15 protein-coding genes and 1 pseudogene are annotated in these 20,450 nt (G+C 39.4%); 6 read left to right on the top strand and 10 right to left on the bottom strand.

Annotation, left to right across the window (positions count from 1 at the left end; translation table 11 throughout):
* Window positions 1-463 precede the first annotated feature (463 nt).
* From AM608_RS02940 to lepA, 3 genes are all read right to left on the bottom strand, one after another.
* The gene (locus AM608_RS02940) at window positions 464-853 is read right to left on the bottom strand and encodes an HU family DNA-binding protein (RefSeq protein WP_053580711.1); all 390 of its coding nucleotides are present in this window, start codon (window positions 851-853) and stop codon (window positions 464-466) included.
* A gap of 23 nt (window positions 854-876) precedes the next feature.
* On the bottom strand, window positions 877-2,208 hold the full coding sequence (locus AM608_RS02935) for an FRG domain-containing protein (protein WP_053580710.1): 1,332 nt from the start codon (window positions 2,206-2,208) through the stop codon (window positions 877-879).
* Window positions 2,209-2,271: 63 nt separating this feature from the next.
* Window positions 2,272-4,068 carry a translation elongation factor 4 gene (gene lepA / locus AM608_RS02930; RefSeq protein WP_053580709.1) on the bottom strand — a complete coding sequence of 599 codons (1,797 nt, stop codon included), beginning with the start codon at window positions 4,066-4,068 and terminating at the stop codon, window positions 2,272-2,274.
* Window positions 4,069-4,384: 316 nt separating this feature from the next.
* Here lepA and AM608_RS02925 point away from each other — a divergent pair.
* Window positions 4,385-5,568: pseudogene (locus AM608_RS02925) on the top strand (L-lactate dehydrogenase).
* Window positions 5,569-5,659: 91 nt separating this feature from the next.
* On the opposite strand, the gene AM608_RS02920 reads toward AM608_RS02925, so the two are convergent.
* From AM608_RS02920 to AM608_RS02910, 3 genes are read right to left on the bottom strand one after another with little or no spacing between them, the layout of a single operon-like run.
* Window positions 5,660-6,544: a Ppx/GppA phosphatase family protein gene (locus AM608_RS02920; protein ID WP_053580708.1), complete on the bottom strand. Its 885-nt coding sequence runs from the start codon at window positions 6,542-6,544 to the stop codon at window positions 5,660-5,662.
* Window positions 6,545-6,551: 7 nt separating this feature from the next.
* Window positions 6,552-7,610 carry a 4-hydroxythreonine-4-phosphate dehydrogenase PdxA gene (gene pdxA, locus AM608_RS02915; RefSeq protein WP_048748041.1) on the bottom strand — a complete coding sequence of 353 codons (1,059 nt, stop codon included), beginning with the start codon at window positions 7,608-7,610 and terminating at the stop codon, window positions 6,552-6,554.
* A 24-nt stretch (window positions 7,611-7,634) separates the two neighbouring features.
* Window positions 7,635-8,552 carry a leucine-rich repeat domain-containing protein gene (locus AM608_RS02910; protein WP_053580707.1) on the bottom strand — a complete coding sequence of 306 codons (918 nt, stop codon included), beginning with the start codon at window positions 8,550-8,552 and terminating at the stop codon, window positions 7,635-7,637.
* A gap of 66 nt (window positions 8,553-8,618) precedes the next feature.
* Here AM608_RS02910 and AM608_RS02905 point away from each other — a divergent pair, with 66 nt between their 5' ends.
* Window positions 8,619-9,518: a GYDIA family GHMP kinase gene (locus AM608_RS02905; protein ID WP_053580706.1), complete on the top strand. Its 900-nt coding sequence runs from the start codon at window positions 8,619-8,621 to the stop codon at window positions 9,516-9,518.
* A 328-nt stretch (window positions 9,519-9,846) separates the two neighbouring features.
* Here the strand turns inward: AM608_RS02905 and bshA are convergent, their stop codons facing one another.
* On the bottom strand, window positions 9,847-10,971 hold the full coding sequence (gene bshA, locus AM608_RS02900) for an N-acetyl-alpha-D-glucosaminyl L-malate synthase BshA (protein WP_053580705.1): 1,125 nt from the start codon (window positions 10,969-10,971) through the stop codon (window positions 9,847-9,849).
* 100 nt (window positions 10,972-11,071) lie between these two features.
* On the opposite strand from bshA, the gene AM608_RS02895 reads away from it, so the two are divergent.
* Window positions 11,072-11,500: a hypothetical protein gene (locus AM608_RS02895; RefSeq protein ID WP_053580704.1), complete on the top strand. Its 429-nt coding sequence runs from the start codon at window positions 11,072-11,074 to the stop codon at window positions 11,498-11,500.
* A 127-nt stretch (window positions 11,501-11,627) separates the two neighbouring features.
* Here AM608_RS02895 and AM608_RS02890 read toward each other — a convergent pair whose 3' ends face one another.
* Genes AM608_RS02890 through AM608_RS02880 form a run of 3 tightly spaced genes read right to left on the bottom strand, consistent with a single transcriptional unit; the run spans window position 11,628 to window position 15,975 of the window.
* Complete coding sequence (locus AM608_RS02890) at window positions 11,628-13,997, bottom strand: ATP-dependent helicase (protein ID WP_053580703.1); 2,370 nt, start codon at window positions 13,995-13,997, stop codon at window positions 11,628-11,630.
* Window positions 13,998-14,019: 22 nt separating this feature from the next.
* Window positions 14,020-15,231, bottom strand: coding sequence for a metallophosphoesterase (locus tag AM608_RS02885; protein WP_053580702.1), 1,212 nt, complete (start codon window positions 15,229-15,231; stop codon window positions 14,020-14,022).
* 18 nt (window positions 15,232-15,249) lie between these two features.
* Entirely contained in the window at window positions 15,250-15,975 is a 726-nt protein-coding gene (locus AM608_RS02880; RefSeq protein ID WP_053580701.1) for a copper homeostasis protein CutC, read from the bottom strand.
* Between the two features lie 183 nt (window positions 15,976-16,158).
* Between AM608_RS02880 and AM608_RS12395 the strand changes: the two genes are divergently transcribed.
* From AM608_RS12395 to AM608_RS02865, 3 genes are all read left to right on the top strand, one after another.
* The gene (locus AM608_RS12395) at window positions 16,159-16,737 is read left to right on the top strand and encodes a hypothetical protein (protein ID WP_253273505.1); all 579 of its coding nucleotides are present in this window, start codon (window positions 16,159-16,161) and stop codon (window positions 16,735-16,737) included.
* A gap of 1,140 nt (window positions 16,738-17,877) precedes the next feature.
* Window positions 17,878-19,047 (top strand): AGE family epimerase/isomerase, encoded by a 1,170-nt coding sequence (locus tag AM608_RS02870; protein WP_053580699.1) that lies wholly within the window; start codon window positions 17,878-17,880, stop codon window positions 19,045-19,047.
* A gap of 6 nt (window positions 19,048-19,053) precedes the next feature.
* A complete protein-coding gene (locus AM608_RS02865; RefSeq protein WP_053580698.1) occupies window positions 19,054-20,319 on the top strand; it encodes a cyclically-permuted mutarotase family protein in 1,266 nt (421 codons plus the stop codon).
* Window positions 20,320-20,450 lie beyond the last annotated feature (131 nt).

Genomic DNA, 20,450 nt, shown 5'->3' with positions numbered 1-20,450 from the left:
TATAAAAATAGGTACAGAGATAAGACTTATTAGACCCCAATCATTTTTTTGTTGATTGATATTTTTTTATTTCTATTTTTCTCTAATAGAGAGCTACCTATAGAAGTATAATGCTTATTTCTTTTAATAATTCTCATTTCTAAAAGTATTTATGTAAGTTTAAAGCTCTATATAAAAGTCTTTTTTGAATTAGCCTTTTTCAACTTTACTACATTTAAAGTATCACGTGGCTTATACTGAAAATAATGATTCTTTATAGATAAAATTATAATATAATTTTTTATTTCATTAAATTTTATTAGCCGTTGATACACTCGTTACTTCACAGATATATACCCATCACTTCACAGGTATATACCCATCGCGTTACCAGTATATACCCATCGCGTTACCAGTATATACCCGTGAGCCCATAGGTATATACCCGTAGGCTCACGCATATATATCGGTGTGATACGGGGTGCTACTTCTTGTATTTTTCGTAATTAACGGTTTTGAGCATCTCGCGGAGGTCGGCACCTGGGCGGAATTGAATTTTGTTGCCCTTGATGAGCGAAGCTGTGAACTTCTCGGCGGTCGGAGCGCCCTCGCTGGTAAGGGTAATTTGGAAGTTACCAAAGTCGCCCAACTTTACGATTTTGCCTTCCGATAGGTGCCTAATGAGCACTTTGGTAAGGTCGTTAAGTACAGCCAACACATCGGTATCCGATACGGTGGTGCTACCCTGTGCAATTTCTTTGGCAAGTGCCTTCAAAGAGACTTCGCCATTGGCTTTGGCACTGGCATAAAACTTGGGAGCCGCTGTTTTATCTAACAGATTCTTACGCTCTACTACATTAAATTTTACTGGCATAAAATATAAATTTAAATGGTTAATTATTTGTTTCCCTTTTGAGTATACTTTTCTTTAATATAATCAGCTACTTTATCTATTTCAGGAAATAAAGAGCTTTCATTTATTCCTAATTTATCTAATTCTCTTATAATCTGTTCCTTATCTGAACTTTTAATTATTAATCTCTCTTTGACCTCTACCTGCTTATCAGACTTAGAAGAAGTATCTGTTCCTAAGTTATCAAATTCGTTTTCTTCAATTTCTACTTTTCCTCTTATTACCCATTCAGAAGGAACTTTTGCCATTTTCTTTAAAGGCTTTTCTTTAGGGTCTATTGTTAAATGAGTATCTTCAATTCCAAAGATTAAAAATGTTCCTTGTTGTCTTATTATACGTGGGTTGTCTAACTTAGGCTTAATTGCGAAAACACTTCCTACATCATCAGGATTAATTATGTTCTGAAAATAAGATTTATCTTCTTTTATGAAGTGTAATAGTTCCCCAAAAAAATTTTCATTAATATGCTCTCTTTCTTTCCATAAGAGATCTTCTGTTTTCTTCTCAAGTTTTTTAAGTAAAATGTATATTAATTGTTTTTTTTCTTCATCACAAGAGGACTGGAATTTATCTCTTATTATATTATTGATACATTCTTTTATTTCATTTGGATATAGATAGAAATTTTTATCTGTTATGTAATTGTCTATCGAATCTAATGACTCTTCTAATTTACTATCACAAGATTCTATGTGATTTTTGTTTTTTTCTTTTTCTACTTCATTTACATAGTTTTTGAGATGATAGTAATTCTCATTTTTGTAGAAAAAATCTTCTTTGCATTTAGCAAGATTAGCTAAAACAGCAATTCTATCACTATCAAAGTAGCGAATATTTTCGTTAGGAATATTAAGGATTATAACCTCTCCATCTATATTATCTTCTTTATAAAGAGGCTTTCCTTCCTTATTGAATTTAGGTTTCCCTTTCTTATCTATTTCTCTTTTAAATTTTTTAGATTTTTCACAAGCAAAATACAAAGCTACTAAAGCATTGGTTGTTAAGTCTAATAATCGTGTAGGGGCACCATAATGTTGCATTAAAGCTAATGACTCTATAGCACTCTTGCCGCTAAAATCATAAGGTACTTTAGAAATCACATCTCTATAAATGTTATGCTCATTTATAATAAACTTTTCTTCTCGATAAACATAAGGTTTTAATTCATAAATTATATCAGAGTGTCCTCTATAGAATAAAGTTTTTTCATCTTCTATATTCCCTATATTCCTTATCAGTTCTAAAAACTGACTTACATTTTCTATATATGTTATCTTTTCAATACTCTTTGTATTCTTTGGTTTGTCTGTGTTCATACTTTCATTTGTTAGATTTTATTCTTAACTCTTTACCAAAGCAACCGCCCGACCGTGCTACGGTCAATCATTCAACTTCAACACCGCCATAAACGCACTCTGTGGTATCTCTACGTTCCCCACTTGGCGCATACGTTTTTTACCAGCTTTCTGTTTCTCCAGTAGCTTACGCTTACGCGAGATATCCCCCCCGTAACATTTAGCGGTAACGTCTTTGCGCAAGGCTTTGATAGTCTCGCGGGAGATGATTTTAGCCCCAATAGCGGCTTGTATCGGAATGTCAAACTGCTGGCGCGGTATCAGCTCGCGTAACTTCTCACACATCTTTTTGCCTATATTATAAGCATTATCGGCGTGGATAAGGGCAGAGAGCGCATCTACCGATTGTGAGTTGATAAGGATATCCACTTTCACAAGGTTAGAAGCACGCATCCCAATAGGCGAATAGTCAAACGAAGCATAGCCCTTGCTCACTGTTTTAAGTCGGTCGTAGAAGTCGAACACGATTTCGGCAAGTGGCATATCAAAGTTCAGCTCTACACGCTCAGGGGTGAGGTAGTGCTGGTTGGTTATCTGTCCGCGTTTCTCAATACAGAGCGACATCACCTGTCCTATAAAATCGGACTTGGTAATGATGCTCGCTTTGATATATGGCTCTTCCACACGGTCTAATTTCGACGGGTCGGGTAGGTCAGAAGGGTTATTTACGATAATCGCTTTTTCGGGTTCTTTTTTGGTAAAGGCGTGGTAACTTACGTTAGGCACGGTAGTAATCACGGTCATACTAAACTCGCGTTCCAAGCGTTCTTGTACAATTTCTAAGTGCAACATTCCTAAGAATCCACAGCGGAAGCCAAAGCCCAAAGCGGCAGAACTTTCGGGGGTAAACACCAGCGAGGCATCGTTCAGTTGGAGTTTTTCCATTGAGGTGCGTAGCTCTTCGTAATCTTCGGTATCTACCGGATAAATTCCTGCAAATACCATTGGTTTCACGTTCTCAAAGCCGTCAATAGCTTCTTTACAACCGTCTACTGCCGAGGTAATCGTATCACCTACCTTTACCTCACGCGCGTCCTTAATACCGGTGATAAGGTACCCCACATCGCCGGTGCCAATCACTTGCTTGGGCACTTGGTTGAGTTTAAGCGTACCCACCTCGTCCGCATCATAAATTTTGCCGTTGGACATAAACTTGATTTTCTGCCCTTTGCGTATTTCACCGTTCATCACCCGGAAGTAAGTCTCCACCCCGCGGAAAGAGTTGTACACCGAGTCGAATATCAACGCTTGTAGTGGTGCCTTAGGGTCGCCAGTAGGGGCAGGAATACGCTCTATAATAGCCTCTAAAATTGCCTCTACGCCCAAACCTGTTTTACCACTGGCTGGGATAATCTCATCGGGCGAACAGCCCAGTAGGTCTACTATATCGTCTTTCACCTCTTCGGGGTTAGCACTGGGTAGGTCTATTTTGTTGAGTACGGGAATGATTTCAAGGTCGTTTTCGAGAGCCAAGTAGAGGTTAGAAATTGTCTGTGCTTGTATGCTTTGGGCAGCATCTACGATCAGGAGTGCCCCCTCGCAAGCAGCGATGGAGCGCGATACCTCATAAGAGAAATCGACGTGACCGGGGGTATCAATAAGGTTGAGAATATACGTTTCGCCTTTGTACACATATTCCATTTGTATTGCGTGGCTCTTGATAGTGATACCGCGCTCCCGCTCCAAGTCCATATTGTCGAGCAATTGGTCTTGTTTTTCGCGTTCGGTTACGGTTTGGGTAAAGTCGAGCAAACGGTCGGCTAAGGTACTCTTCCCGTGGTCGATATGTGCAATAATGCAGAAATTACGTATGTTCTTCATTTGTTTCTTAGTGTTTAGTTTTTAGTGATGAGTTGTGAGTTGTCTGTACCGAGAGACAACGAACTAATAATTTAAGGTGCAAAGATAGAAAATAATTGTCAATTCACAAATTGAAAGTTCTATCGTGCTTCAAAGAGGTTCTCATTTGTAGTCTGTCGGATTATTTGCAATATTTTTTTGATTGTAAATTTACTTTTTCAAAAGAAAAAGTTGCTAAATCAAAATTATTGTTTATATTTGCGACCAAATTAGAAAAAGAAAACAATATTTATTTCTTTAAAAGTATTAAGATTATCAATTTAAAAAACTTATCCAAATGAGAGATTTAACTAAAATGACAAACATTGAGGACTTGCGTGTGGTGTGTAAACGCAACGTCCCTAAGATGTTCTATGAGTATGTAGACACCGGCTCTTGGACTGAATCAACTTACAGAGAAAATGTTTCCGATTTTAATCCTATTAAATTCCGTCAACGCATATTAGTGGATATGGATAACCGTACCCTCGAAAGTACTCTTTTAGGGCAGAAGGTAAAGTTTCCCGCTATGACGGCTCCTGTTGGCTTTATGGGAATGATGTGGGCTGATGGTGAAATCCATATGGCAAAAGCCGCTCAAAAATTTGGAATCCCCTTTACGCTTTCTACAATGTCTATTTGCTCTATCGAAGATTTGGTAGAAGCAGGAGTAGAGCCCTTTTGGTTTCAGTTGTATGTAATGCGCGACCGCGATTTTATGAAAGACCTTATTCGTCGTGCTAAAGATGCTAAATGCTCTGCTTTAATGATAACCGTAGATTTGCAGGTGCTCGGCAATCGTCATCGCGATATCAAGAATGGACTTTCCACCCCTCCTAAGTTCACTATCCCTAATATGATTAACCTTTCTACTAAAATTCCTTGGGGGTTGCGCTATGTGTTTGGCAATCGCCGTTGGACATTTCGCAATATTGCAGGTCACGCGAAAAACGTATCCGACCTCTCTTCACTTTCCTCTTGGACAAAAGAGCAGTTCGACCCAAGTCTTAGTTGGAAAGATATCGCCGAAATTAAAGAATTGTGGGGGGACCTATCATCTTAAAGGGTATTATGACTCCTGAAGATGCTATCGAAGCTGTAAAATATGGTGCCGATGCGATTATTGTGTCTAACCACGGTGGTCGCCAAATGGACGATACTATTTCCACTATCAAAGCACTCCCCGATATTGTAAGTGCCGTAGGTAGCCAAACCGAAGTATGGATAGACTCTGGTTTCTATACAGGGCAAAATATGCTCAAAGCGTGGGCGTTAGGAGCCAAAGGTATTATGCTTGGTCGTGCTCCTGTATATGGGCTCGGTGCTTATGGCGAAGAAGGCGTAACACGTGCTTTGCAAATATTATATGACGAAATGGATACTACTATGGCTTTTTCAGGTCATCGTAACCTCCAAGATGTAGATAGTAGTATTTTAGTAGAGGGTACTTATCCTCTACCAAGCAATAATTTCCGAGTTTAGTTTAACTTTCATTGTAAAAAGAAAGAGCTTAATACATCATTCGTATTAAGCTCTTTCACTTTTTATTACAAACTATTAAAATTTAAACCACTTATTCTTCATTATAAATGCTCCTTACAATCCCGTCGGCAAGACCAATACGGGGTACGTGTACAATTTCTGCTCCTGACCATTTCATCGCATTGATGAACACTGTAAGTGCATACAGAATTACGTCGGCACGGTCGGGATTAAAGCCTAAGAGCCTGATGCGTTCATCGTAAGTAAATCCCGATACATAATTATAGTAATCGGTGAGGTACTGATAGCTCAGTGGTTCTCCTTCTCTGCTGTTGGAATTCTTGTGTATCTTGTTGATGTTCCCTCCTGAACCAATGGCTTCTATATGCTCACAGTCTTTCGTATGCTTTTTTATCCAGTGTTCTACTTCTTCCCACGTTTTATTGCTTACTTTGTTGTCTAATAAACGTACTGTACCTATGGGGAACGAACGCGACTTTTTTACCTTCCCCTTCGAGAAGACCGTAAACTCAGTACTACCCCCGCCTACGTCTATGTATAGGTAATCTTTATCTTTTTGTATTAAACTTGAAATATCGGTAGAAGCAATAATACCCGCCTCTTCGGCGCCATCTATAATATCTATGCGCACTCCTGTACGTTTGTATATCTCATCGGCTACTTGTTGCCCATTGGTAGATTCTCGCATTGCCGAGGTCGCACAAGCGCGATACTTTTCCACTTGGTTTACTTTCATCAGCAAACTGAACGCTTGCATCGTGTCTGCCAATCTATCGGTGTTTTCTTCTGAGATGAGTCCGTCTAAAAACACATCAGCTCCCAAACGGATAGGCACGCGCACCAAGCTGGCTTTGGTAAATTTCGGAGCTTCGTTAGGCTCTTCCAATACGTTCGAAATGAGCAATCTCACCCCGTTCGACCCTATGTCTATCGCTCCTAATTTTTTGATATTCATTTCGTAATTATTTGTCTTTGTCCATTTCTAAAGAGCGCACTTTTAGCGGGTTCTTAGTCAGTTCAGCGTATTCTTCACGGTTTCTAAACACATCTAAAGCAGTGAAAATAGCGTGACGGAACGACTCAGGATCGGCAATACCCTTGCCTGCTATTTCGTAAGCCGTACCGTGGTCGGGCGAAGTGCGTACTTTGCTAAGTCCTGCTGTATAGTTCACACCACTACCAAAGGCAATGGTTTTGAACGCGATAAGCCCTTGGTCGTGGTAAGGTGCTAATACCGCATCGTAGTTTCGGTAGGTTTGTGAACCGAAGAAACTATCGGCAGCAAAAGGGCCAAATACCAATATATTCTCATCGAAATACAGCTTTTTCAAGGCTGGGCGTAACACTTCGTCATCTTCGTTACCTATCACGCCTTTGTCTCCGCAATGTGGATTAATGCCCAATACGGCTATTTTAGGGCGTTGTAAGCGGAAGTCCTTAATGAGTGATTCGTTCATCAGGCGCGCTTTCTCCATAATGAGGGCTTCTGTAATAAGAGAAGAAACCTCTTTCAAAGGCACGTGGTCAGTAAGTAAACCCACTTTCAGGTCTTCGCTCACCATAAACATCAGGCTAGTACCGTTGAGCTCTTGTGCCAAATAATCGGTGTGACCAGGGAAGTGAAACGCGTCCGACTGTATGTTGTTCTTATTGATAGGAGCGGTTACCAGCACATCAATACTGTTGTTTTTTAATGCTTCCACCGCAGCTTGTAATGATAAAAAGGCATATTTGCCACCTTCTTCGGTTTCTTGTCCGAAGGTAACCGTAGGTGTTTCTTTCCAGCAGTTTAGCACATTTAGCTTGCCGTCAATAGCAGCTTCCACGCTCTCAATTCCTTGAAAATTGGCAGTGGTATTGAAATGTTTCTTCTGAAAAGAAACTAACTTGTTCGAAGCAAAAATAATAGGCGTACACAATTCCAATATTTGGTGGTCTTCAAAGGTTTTTAGGATAATTTCAAGCCCTATACCGTTCATATCACCAATGGAAATTCCTACTTTTATGGGTTTTTCTTTCATAAAATGAAATACATTTTAAAGTACTTATTCTTCTCTCTGAGTGTAGAATACGCTTATTCTGGGCAAGCGTTTTTCTACTTCTTCGTATTGCTGAGTAGTGAAATTACGGTTGTTGATGTACAAAACACCCTTCCACTGTATTTTCTCTATCGATTTTATAAACTGTTTGAAATCAAGCGGATTGTCGTTGATATTCACGTAAGTTAATCGTGGATTTTCAGCCAATGCTTGTGGTAATTTAGTGAGGTTGTTCGCATTGAAGTATACGTTTTCTAACTTTGGCAAACGTCCTACTGAGGCAGGTACTTCGCTAAGCGCAGCATTGCGCAACGATAGTTCTTCAAGTAGTGGCAACCTATCGAAGTTATCAGGAAGTACTTTTATTTTGTTCTTCGTGTCAAACTGACTGATGATAAGTGATTTCAACTTAGGTAAAGCAAACACTTGCTCTGGGAAATCTGTAAATTCAACTCCTTCAAACTTCAAATTTTCTAACTGTTTTAAGTTCATAAGTGACGCAGGCACTTCGGTAATCGGGTTATAGATATCTATAGTTTGCAAAGCCGAAAGACTGCCGATGTTCTCAGGTAATTTGCTGAGGTTATTGAGGCGTAACACCAATACTTTTAGTGTTTTATTTTCAACACTTAGCTCAGGAAAAGAGGCTATCCCCACTTCCTTTATTTCCAATACTTCAAGTTGCTGTGCTTCACTGAAAAGCCTTCTCAATAAAGCCTCACTTACTTGCACTTCATTATTTGAATTGCTATAAATTCTAACTTCTTTTAGCTTAGCAAAGTTAGTCTTCATAAGCTCTTCAGCGCTCCTGAAACTTTCTTCATCTCCGCTGGTAGTGGCAATTCTTATTTGCATAGATTGTGCCGCTGTAACAAACGGAAATGCGAGGGCAAACACGCATAAAAGTTGTTTTATTTTTTTCATTGTTCTATTTTTTATCTGTAAATAATTATTACTTTTGTCCTTTCAGAGTGCAAAGATATAAAAAATATGGGAGTAACACAAACTTATTCTTTTCATAGTAATGGTAAATTGCTCATTACGGGCGAATATGCGGTGCTCGACGGGGCGCTCGCTTTTGCTTTACCCACCCAAAAAGGACAGACGTTGAAGGTAATAGAGGGAGCAAACGAAAACCGATGGCAAGCCTTTGATGCCAACGGTGATTTGTGGTTCGACAGTGCGACACTCACTACTGAAACCGACCAACAAATAGCACAAACATTGCAAAAAATTCTCACTACGGCTACTCACCTCAACCCCAATTTCAAAGATAAATGGCTACACTCTCAGGTGCAAACTCATTTAGAGTTCCCTCGTTTGTGGGGCTTAGGCACTTCCTCTACACTCATCAACAATATAGCACAGTGGGCAGCCGTAAATCCATACGAACTGCTTTTTAAGAGTTTTGGTGGCAGTGGTTACGATATCGCTTGTGCCAAAAGCAATACCCCATTGCTGTATAAGTTGGAAGGAGGCAAACCACATAGTTACCCTTTGCGCTTTCTTTTTCCTCATACGCATCAAATCTACTTCGTTTATCTCAATCAGAAACAAAATAGTAAGGACGGAATTGCGCGTTATCGGTCAGTAACTAAAAGTAAACGCAAACTTGCTGAGAGCATTACTCGCCTTACTGAACAGTTTGTTTTAGCGCACACCGTAACCGATGTTTGTCAGATATTAAACGAACACGAAACCCTCATTAGCAACTACTTGTGTATGCCCACCGTTAAAGAACGCCTTTTTTCCGATTTTAACGGCACAGTGAAGAGTTTGGGCGCTTGGGGAGGTGATTTTGTATTAGCCATTTCCGAAACCGAAGATACCCCCGCTTATTTTGCCTCCAAAGGTTTTGGTACTTGTGTTCCTTACAACGAAATGATATAACATAAACCTCTGAATTGCTACTGTTGCATTTTTTCTGTTAAAATTGAGGTTTTACCCTTAATTTATTCAATATTTTAAAATCGTCTTATCTCCCTCTGATATTCAGTATAGTAAGCTCATTCCTTCGTCTTTCCTTCGTCTTAGGTTCGTCTTTCCTTCGCTTTAGCTTCGAGTTTCCTATAAGTTACCTATAAGATACGATAATGTTTAGTTGTACTGTTTTTCAGTACTTTATAAATTTGGAGCTAAAAAATATTTTACTGTCTTATTTTGAAGAAAAATTGGTGTTTTAGCTATTTTTAACAGAAAAAACGCAAAGGCACTTTCCCTATTCATTGCCGATAGCACTATAATAAAGTGCTTCATACATTGGCACTATTTTTTCCTCGTCAAAACGTTCAGCTACTTTGCGGGCGTTCTGTTTAAATTGTGCCAATCGGGCTTTGTCTTCAAGTATGTAAATAGCCTTCTCTGCCATTGCTTTTACATCGCCTATGGGGCACAGATAGCCCGATACGCCCTCTTCATTCACTTCTGGAAGTCCTCCGGTATTGCTCGATACTACCGGAACGCCTGCTGCCATTGCTTCTAATGCCGAAAGTCCAAAGCTCTCAGAGGCAGAAGGGAGTAAGAATAAATCGGTGAAACACAAAATGCGGTCTATATCAGAAGTATTACCTAAAAACAGCACTTTGCTCTTGATGCCTAAATCCTTGCAGAGCTGGTCGGCTATCTCGCGCTCAGGTCCGTCACCTACCATTATGAGCTTAGCGGGAAGTTTCTGCTGAATGCCATAAAAAATTCTCACCACATCGTCTATACGTTTTACCTTCCTAAAATTACTAATGTGTGTAACGATGAGTTCCTCAGGCTTTGCCATTACAGTGCGTTTGCAAGGAGAAGTTTCTTTGGATTTTTTTATATTTGTGAAGTTAGGAATTACCTTAATATCTTTATCTATACGGAAAAGTCTTAGAGTATCTTGCTTCAAACTCTCCGACACTGAAGTTACAATATCCGATTCGTTAATGCTAAACGTGACTGCCTCTTTGTAAGTAGGGTGGTTGCCCACAAGGGTAATATCGGTGCCGTGAAGGGTCGTTACCATAGGTACTTCTATCCCTTCCCGTTTGAGCATTTGTTTAGCCATATAACCTGCATAAGCGTGCGGAATAGCGTAATGCACGTGCAAAATATCTATGTGATAGGTTTTTATCACATAAGCCATTTTGCTGGACAATGCTAGTTCGTAAGGCTGGTAGTGAAACAAGGGGTATTCCTCTACGTGCACTTCGTGAAAGTGAATGTTCATCTCCAAGAAGTCTAAACGCACGGGGTAACTATACGTGATAAAGTGCACCTGATGACCTTTGCGAGCTAAGGCAAGCCCGAGTTCGGTAGCTACAACACCACTCCCCCCAAAGGTAGGGTAACACACTATGGCTATATTCATATTTGATATATATTAGAGAGGCAAAGGTACTAATTTTTCTGTGGGTATTGAAAATATTAACAAAAAATTATATCTTTGTACTCACTAAATAGCGTTCTATATGAAAACTTTAGATTCTTTTATAAATATTAAAAACGGCGATTTTCTTCTTATAAAAGGAGAGACCATCACTGCCGATACTACTTTTGCAATTCTTAGAGAACGTTTTCCTAATAACAAAGTATGGGACGTAGGGACAGGCTATTATTGGTTGTATTTCAGCGATTGTTCTTTTGAGGGGAAGTTATTTAATGTGTCGCTTTGTTTTGAAGGAGAACAGCTAAAATTCTTAGGTTTTGCAATGAAGAATGAAAAACAAACCTCGTGGGACGATTGGAGTGAAGCATACGAATTGCAGACTGAAAAATACTATGACCAATGGCTTACAACACATATAGGCAAGGAACGCACTTTCTCTTGGGGAACTATTAAGTCTATTTACGACCACAAAGGAGGGGGTACAGCTATTTGGGTGAATTATAACAAATAAAAGAGGCTTTCTATAAAGTTATAGAAAACCTCTTGTTATCGGGTGAGCCTCTCAGTGAGAGGAATTGGTACCTCAGCTTAAAAGCTATAATGCTCTTTAATTCGAAATGACGAATAGGTAAAGCGGGTTATAAATCTTCGTTCAAACTATCAATAATAGTTAGTTTAGCAAAGCGTAATAATATATTTTTTAAACCTCCTGTCTCGAAATTTATTTGCGCCTTTTTATCATTTCCTGTTCCTTCCAATGAAATTACTTTACCACGACCGAAACGTTCGTGATAAACTACTGTTCCTATATCCAGTCCGTTATAAGTATTTTTATTATTACTATTAGAATTATACAAAGCATTCACAGGTTTTAACTTCCTGAGTTTTTGTTGTTCTTCTCCTGTTGGAGCGTTTTTATGAGGAGGTATTCCACTTATAGGTTTCTGCAAACGTAGTTTACTTTTATCTACTTCACCAAAAATATCCCTATCAATAAGTGGTTTATAACGATAATTAGGATTAGAAATAGAAGGGGTAAGATACTGCAGATAACGTTCATCTATTTCTTCGATAAATCTACTTGGCTCGGCATCAGAAAGTTTTCCCCAACGATAACGGTTTTCTGCATAAGTTAAATAGGCTTGTTTCTCAGCACGGGTGAGTGCTACATAAAATAACCTTCTTTCTTCTTCCAAATCATTACGTGATTGTATGCTCATTGCCGAAGGAAACAAATCTTCTTCCATTCCTACCACGTATACATACGGAAACTCCAATCCTTTTGCCAAGTGAATAGTCATCAAAGCTACACGGTCATCATCGCCTATCTCTTTATCCATATCAGTAGCCAAAGCAACATCTTCTAAATATTCTGAAAGACTTGCCCTGCTATCTGCCACATCTTCTTGTCCTTCTACAAAATCTTTCATACCATTAAGCATCTCTTCGATGTTTTCCATTTTGGCTATACCCTCGGGGGTACCATCTTTTTTAAACTCTTGCAAAAGCCCTGTTTTCTTTGCGACTTGTTCGGCAACTTCAAAAGCATTTGCTTTTTGATTGAGTGCTTGAAAGTTAAGAATCATTACCACAAAATCAGTAAGTTTTTGCTTTGTAGTAGTGTTGATGTGCAATTCTGGAAGTTTATTGATGTTATACATTATCTCGAAGATAGACTTCTTATAATGATTTGCTGCCAAAGTAAGCTTTTCCATTGTAGTTTCTCCAATGCCTCGTGCAGGAAAATTGATAATACGCACCAAAGCTTCCTCATCATTTGGATTGATGATAAGTCTTAAATAAGCAAGCATATCTTTGATTTCCTTGCGTTGGTAGAATGACAATCCGCCATAGATGCGATATGGAATATCACGTTTTCTAAGAGCATCTTCAATAGCACGCGATTGTGAGTTAGTGCGATAAAGCACCGCAAAATTACCATTAGGAAGCTGGTATTGCATCTTGTTTTCAAAGATAGAGCTCGCTACAAAACGACCTTCATCAGCATCAGTAGGACTTCTATGCACTTTAATAGGTTCACCTAATTCATTTTCGGTGAAAACTACCTTTTCCAATCGTATTTTATTGTGTTCTATCACGCTATTAGCTGCTTCCACAATGTTTTTTGTAGAACGGTAATTTTGCTCTAACTTATATTCTTTTGCCTCTGGATAATCATTTTTGAAATTGAGAATATTATTGATGTTTGCTCCCCTAAAAGCATAAATACTTTGCGCATCATCTCCTACTACACAAATGTTATGAAAACGGTCAGCCAAAGCCTTCACGATAAGATATTGAGAGTGATTGGTATCTTGATACTCATCTACAAGAATATACCTAAACCTATTTTGATATTTTGCCAATACATCAGGATATAGATTGAGGAGTTCATTTGTTTTCAGCAATAAATCGTCAAAATCCATTGCTCCTGCTTTAAAACACCTATCTACATATTCTTGATAAATTTCTCCTAAACGTGGTTGTCTTGCCATTGCGTCAGCTTCCATCAGTTCAGGATTATTAAAATAGGCTCTCACGGTAATAAGACTGTTTTTAAAGGAAGAAATACGCGATTGTATTCGTTTATACTTATAGATATCCTTGTCCAACTCCATCTCCTTAATGATGCCATTAATAAGGCGCTGAGAGTCTTGAGTGTCATATATAGTAAAATTTTGAGGATATCCCAATTTATCGGCTTCGATGCGCAAGATTTTGGCAAAAACAGAGTGGAATGTACCCATCCATAGGTTCTTTGCTTCGTTGTTGCCTACAAGACTAGCAATACGCTTTTTCATTTCGTTGGCAGCCTTATTAGTAAAGGTAAGAGCAAGGATATTGAAAGCATCTACTCCTTCTCGCATCAAGTTGGCTATGCGATAAGTAAGCACGCGAGTTTTACCAGAGCCTGCTCCTGCTATCACGATGATAGGTCCATCTTTTTGAAGCACGGCAGCACGTTGAGGAGCATTTAGACTTTCTAATTCCTTTAAAAATGTATCCATAATAATCTTCGCAAAAGTTATATTATCCTCGTTTGAGTTCTATGACAGTAATTTCAGGCCATACGCCTAATCTTCCAGGGAATGCGTGATACCCAAACCCACGATTTACGTTTAAATATTGTGCTCCTTCTTGATACATACCACCCCAATATTTATAAATATATTGTGAGGGACTCCACCGCCATTGGGGTATTTCAATCCCGCACTGCATTCCGTGTGTATGACCGCTAAGGGTGAGCGCTATGTTCTTTTTCTCGGGCAAAACAATTTCTTGAAAATGAGTAGGGTCGTGGCTCATCAGTATTTTAAAATCTTCTTCGTTTACTCCCTCCATAGCTTTATTGAGGTCGCCGTATTTAGAGAATCTACCGCGCCCCCAGTTTTCAACGCCTATAAGGGCAATCTTTTCGCCATTGCGTTCTAAATAGCGGTGCTCATTGAGGAGCAAGTCCCAACCCATTTCCTTTTGTAAATTAAACAAGTGTTCTAAGTTCTTGCGCTTGGCTTCAACGCTTTCCCAAGAAGAGTAATCGCCATAATCGTGGTTACCCATAATAGAAAAGACACCATCAGGAGCGTGCAACGTAGCAAACAAGCTTTTCCAATTGTGAACCTCCTCTGCCAAGTTATTTACCAAATCGCCTGTAAAAAGAATGACATCACTCTTTTGAGCATTGATAAGTTCTACCCCATAACGTATCTTTTCATAATTGTCAAAACTTCCACAGTGAATATCCGAGATTTGAGTAATTCGATAGCCATCGAACGCCTTAGGAAGGTCGCGAAAATAAAGGGTATACTTCCATACCTTGTAATTGTACTTTCCTTTAAAAATAGCGTAGAGGATAGAGGCAAAAGGAATAGCCGCCAAGCCCCAACCCAGCATACTGATAAACTTGCGTCGTGAGGGCAAACGAGGAGCGTTTTGCTTTTTCTTGCTGAAAAAAGCGCGTATAAGCCGAGTAATATCTTCTATAAGCAAAGGCAAACTGACAAACAAGCAGATGATGAGCCACGTAAGCAGTCCTGCCACAGCATATTGCTGAGGAGCACTCCACACCGTTTTACCTCTGTTGAACCAATGATAAAGAAGGTTGAGAACAATCGCTACTGCTATTCCCCAGAAAGTCCAATGTATCCATCGTGCTACGGCAAGTGTCTTTAAGCTTCTGCTAGCATAAAAACTCAATAAGAAATACAGCGTAAAGATACTGATAAGTATAATATAAATCATAGAATATTTGCCTATTCGTTAATTTGCTAATTTGCTAATAATCTCACGAATAATTTTAACGTTAGAAATAGGTCTTTTTCTTTCATCTAAAAAACTTTCTGTTTTGAACGAGAAAGGTAAGGTAGTGCCTAAATCTTCGAAAACAGTACCTGAGAAATGTACTTCGGTAAAACCGGCAGCTTTTATCTGCACGATACTTTGCGCATTGATGCCACCACCGGGCATAATAGTAGGTTGTCCTCCGCCAATGCGATTGAGTTCTTTTAGAAGAGCGAGCCCCTCAATAGCCGATTTCTTACCTCCTGAGGTGAGAATGCGTTTCACTCCCAAACGCTTCAAGGTTTGAATAGCTACAATGGGGTCGGGGGCACAGTCGAAAGCACGATGATAGATAAATTCCATATCACCAGAGGCTTCAATGAGGCGTGTGGTGCGCTCTTCATCAATAGTATTATCGCGGTGCAACACACCCGTTACTACGCCCATACAACCTAACTTACGGCAAAGAGCAATATCGCGCAACATTACATCGAATTCTTCTTCGGTATAAGTGAAATCGCCACTGCGTGGACGTATCAGCACACAATTGCCGATGCTCAGTTCGTCCATTACTTTTTTAATCAATCCGTAGCTTGGAGTGATGCCTCCTACTCCCAATTCACTGCATAATTCAATGCGAGTAGCACCTGCTTCTTGTGCATTTTTAGCCGACTCGAATGAGCTGGCACATATTTCGTAAATCATAATGTCTTTGTTAATTTGGAGTGCAAAGGTAGAGAATAATTAGCAAATAAGCAAAATTTTAATTAATGGTTAGTGGTTAATGACGAATGTAATGCGGAGGGGGGATTTCAACTTTGATAAAGACAGTAAGGGAGGTGTGGCGACGGAAAGGCGAATGATGAGTGGGTTTACAGTGGGTCTACAGTGGGTCTACAGTGGGTCTACAGTGGGTCTACAGTGGGTCTACAGTGGGTCTACAGTGGGTCTACAGTGGGTCTACAGTGGGTCTACAGTGGGTCTACAGTGGGTCTACAGTGGGTCTACAGTGGGTCTACAGTGGGTCTACAGTGGGTCTACAGTGGGTCTACAGTGGGTCTACAGTGGGTCTACAGTGGGTCTACAGTGGGTCTACAGTGGGTCTACAGTGGGTCTACAGTGGGTCTACAGTGGGTCTACAGTGGGTCTACAGTGGCTCTACAGTGGCTCTACAGTGGGTCTACAGTGGCTCTACAGTGGCTCTACAGTGGCTCTACAGTGGCTCTACAGTGGCTCTACAGTGGCTCTACAGTGGCTCTACAGTGGCTCTACAGTGGCTCTACAGTGGCTCTACAGTGGCTCTACAGTGGCTCTACAGTGGCTCTACAGTGGCTCTACAGTGGCTCTACAGTGGCTCTACAGTGGGTCTATAGTGAGTCAAGAATTAACAAAAGACAAATTCAAAATAAGGATATAATGGAGGTAAGAAAGAGACTATTGGGCGCTTTCAACTTTGCCAAAGTCTGAAACTTTGGCAAAGTCCATACTGGAAAAGGGAGTGTAGCGACGCAAAGACAGTGCAAGCTACATAGGCAGGTGTTATTAGCAGATTAGCAAATTTGAGAATTAGCAAATGGGGGTGGGAGAATGAAATAATGTAGATATGGAGAGCTTATAGGAAAGACGAACAAAAGACGAACAAAAGACGAACAAAAGACGAACAAAAGACGAACAAAAGACGAACAAAAGACGAACAAAAGACGAACAAAAGACGAACAAAAGACGAACAAAAGACGAACAAAAGACGAACAAAAGACGAACAAAAGACGAACAAAAGACGGTGCGAGCCACACGGGCAGATAGAGAAAAGACGAACAAAACCTTTCCCTAACCTGCTCCAAAGGGAAAAATAAAGCGACGTAAAGACAAACAAATGACGAACGAAAAAAGAAGGTAAGTTAAAACTAAGAGCGAGATAAGAAGAAGGTTATTAGTGGATTTTAACATTGCCAAAGGTTTGAAATTTTGGCAATGTTCATACAAACAACGGTACGAGTGATACGGGCTGATAATGGAACAATGAAGGAAAATAGGTTTTGCGAAGTAATATAAGTGTTGAAATATAGGGAGTGGTTTGTAAGCGATTGATATATAATGTGTAACAGAAAAGAGAGAGACTCTATTGCAATAGGAAAATGATGGATTTATTCTTGAAAATAAATTATAGTACGAAGCTATGTGCTTTGCTTTATACATATTAATATAACTCTTCTGTTTTATTATTATGCGCTTTATTTTCTATTTCAAATAAATTAATAGGCTGTTATTAATTAAAAGTTTTATTATTTTAGTTTTTATGCTTTGTAGAATTTGTAAAATAAAATATTTTTAAATATTCCTTATGATAGATTTTTGAATGAAATAGAAAATAAAAAGATTGTTTATAGTTGTTTTTTCGAAATAATACGAAAATGCAATACTTTCCGTTTAATTTTGATGTATATGTAAATCAGTTTGTTATATCTAAAATCAATATTTCATAAAATTTATATATAAAAAAACTTTATTAAATATTTGGTCATATCATTTTTTATTTGTTATTTTGCCCCGTCGATTAAAGAAGAATAAAAACTAAATCACAATTAAAACTAAGATACTATTTTAATAATGGATTTTAAACAATTAGAAAAACAATATCGCGATGAATTGTTACAAAACGTGATTCCGTTTTGGCTAGAGAAATCGCAAGACAAAGAATATGGTGGTTATTTTACTTGTCTTGACCGCCAAGGAAATGTATTTGATACCGATAAGTTTATTTGGCTACAAGGGCGTGAAGTATGGCTCTTTGCAATGATTTATAACCGTGTAGAAAAACGTCAGGAATGGTTGGACTGTGCTATACAAGGGGCAGAGTTCCTCAAGAAATACGGACACGACGGAAACCTAAACTGGTATTTTTCATTAGACCGACAAGGTAACCCTCTTGTGGAACCTTATAATATTTTCTCTTATACCTTTGCTACGATGGCTTTCGGTCAGTTGAGCATTGCCACAGGCAATCAAGAATATGCCGATATAGCCAAACGCACTTTTGATATTATCCTTTCCAAACAAGATAATCCTAAGGGAAAATGGAACAAAGCCTACCCAGGCACTCGTTCGCTTAAAAACTTTGCCTTGCCTATGATTCTCTGTAATTTGGCATTGGAGATAGAACCCTTATTGGACGAGGCTTTTATCGAGAAAACGATGGATACTTGTATTCACGAAGTAATGGACGTATTTTTACGCCCTGAACTGGGTGGCATCGTAGTAGAAAATGTAAATGCTGACGGTTCGCTATCTGATACTTTTGAAGGTCGTCAGCTTACCCCCGGTCACGCCATTGAGGCAATGTGGTTTATAATGGACTTAGGCAAACGTCTCAATCGTCCTGAGCTCATCGAAAAGGCGGTGCAAACTACTCTAAAAATGATTGACTACGGTTGGGATAAAGAGTATGGCGGTATCTACTACTTTATGGATAGAAAAGGCTGTCCGCCCCAACAATTAGAATGGGATCAGAAACTGTGGTGGGTACATATAGAAACGCTTATCTCGCTGATAAAAGGATATCAACTCACTGGTAATAAAGAGTGCTTGCAGTGGTTTGAGAAAGTGCATCATTACACTTGGGAACATTTTAAAGATTCTAAACATCGCGAATGGTGGGGGTACCTCAACCGCCAAGGCGAAGTGCTCTTAGACCTCAAAGGCGGTAAATGGAAGGGCTGTTTCCACGTACCACGTGGCTTATATCAAGTGTGGAAAACAATTGCAATGATTAATGGTTAATTGTTAATGGTTAATGATAAAAGACAAATAATGAACAGAAAAACTTTGACAAAGTCTAAGCTACTTTGCCAAAGTTTCCTGCCCGTGTGGCTCGCACCTTTGGCAAAGTCTGCACTATTCGTTTTATCTCTAATAATATTGACGGCTTGTACAGAAACCCAAAAAGAACAACCTATGAAAATTAATATTACAACACTTACCACCCAAGGCTTGGAAGGCGATTTGCAGAAAGGCGTTTCGGCTTCTTATGCTGCCCTGCTCAACGGTGAATTATTGGTAGCAGGAGGGTGTAACTTCCCTGATAAACTCGGGTTTGAAGGCGGAAAGAAAGTGTTTTACGATGAAATACTTCATTTCAATAAAACGCAAAACCAATGGCAAACAGTGGGCAAACTTCCTGAAGCAGCGGCGTATGGGGTATCGGTAGCGATTCCTGCTGGCTATCTGTGGATAGGAGGACAGACGGCTACACACTCTTTAGCCAATTGCTATAAGGTGCAGTATTCAAAAGAAAAAGGCATTACGCTTACTTCTTTCCCCTCTTTGCCTGAACCACTCGACAACTTTGCAGGTGCGAGCATAGGTAGCAAGGTGTTTGTAGCGGGAGGTAGTGCTTCGGGAAAGCCCTCTAACAAAGTGTATTATATCGATACTGCTACTGATGAAGAGTGGCATCGCTTGCCTGATTTCCCCGAAGAGCCCAGTGTACAACCTGTATTAGTAGCGATGGAACAAGAGGGTGATACACACTTATTCTTGTTAGGAGGCTTTTTCGGGGGGGATACTACCCGCGTGCCTACTCTCTCTACTGCTGTGTGGAGGTATAGTGTGCAACAACAGCAATGGCAAAAAGTAGCTACACAAGAAAGTCTTGATAAAGTGCCATTTTCGCTCACAGGAGCTACAGCTTTGGCTATTGATAACCGCTATATTGCTTGTTTTGGAGGTGTAAATGCGACACTTTTCTTAAAAACCATCACCGACCTCTATCATATAGGTCGCGATACTACCCTCACTGATGAGACACGCAAGCAGAAAAACTACGATTATATGTCGCATTATATGACACAGCCTATTGAGTACTATCGTTTCAATAAAGAGTGTTATCTGTTCGATACTCACACGCAACAGTGGTCGGTGCTCGATACACAAACTGATTTCGCTCGAGCAGGTGCTACCTTAGTAGGCTCTCCAGTTGAGTTCTACCTCGTGCAAGGAGAACTAAAACCGGGTGTACGTAGCAATAAAACTTTTAAAGTTGTGGTAAAATAGTATATACTTATTTAAGGGAGAGGCAATGTCTCAGAAATCAATCAAAAAAACAAAATCAAACAAACTTTTGTTAATCTGTTAGATTTCCTGACCGTAGGGAGGCTCTTTAACAAACCAATATAACAATTGAT

It is taken from the genome of Capnocytophaga sp. oral taxon 323 (genome assembly GCF_001278825.1).
GTDB lineage: Bacteria > Bacteroidota > Bacteroidia > Flavobacteriales > Flavobacteriaceae > Capnocytophaga > Capnocytophaga ochracea.
The sequence above is the reverse complement of the archived record's forward strand: the minus strand, read 5'-3'. Positions and strand labels throughout refer to the sequence as shown.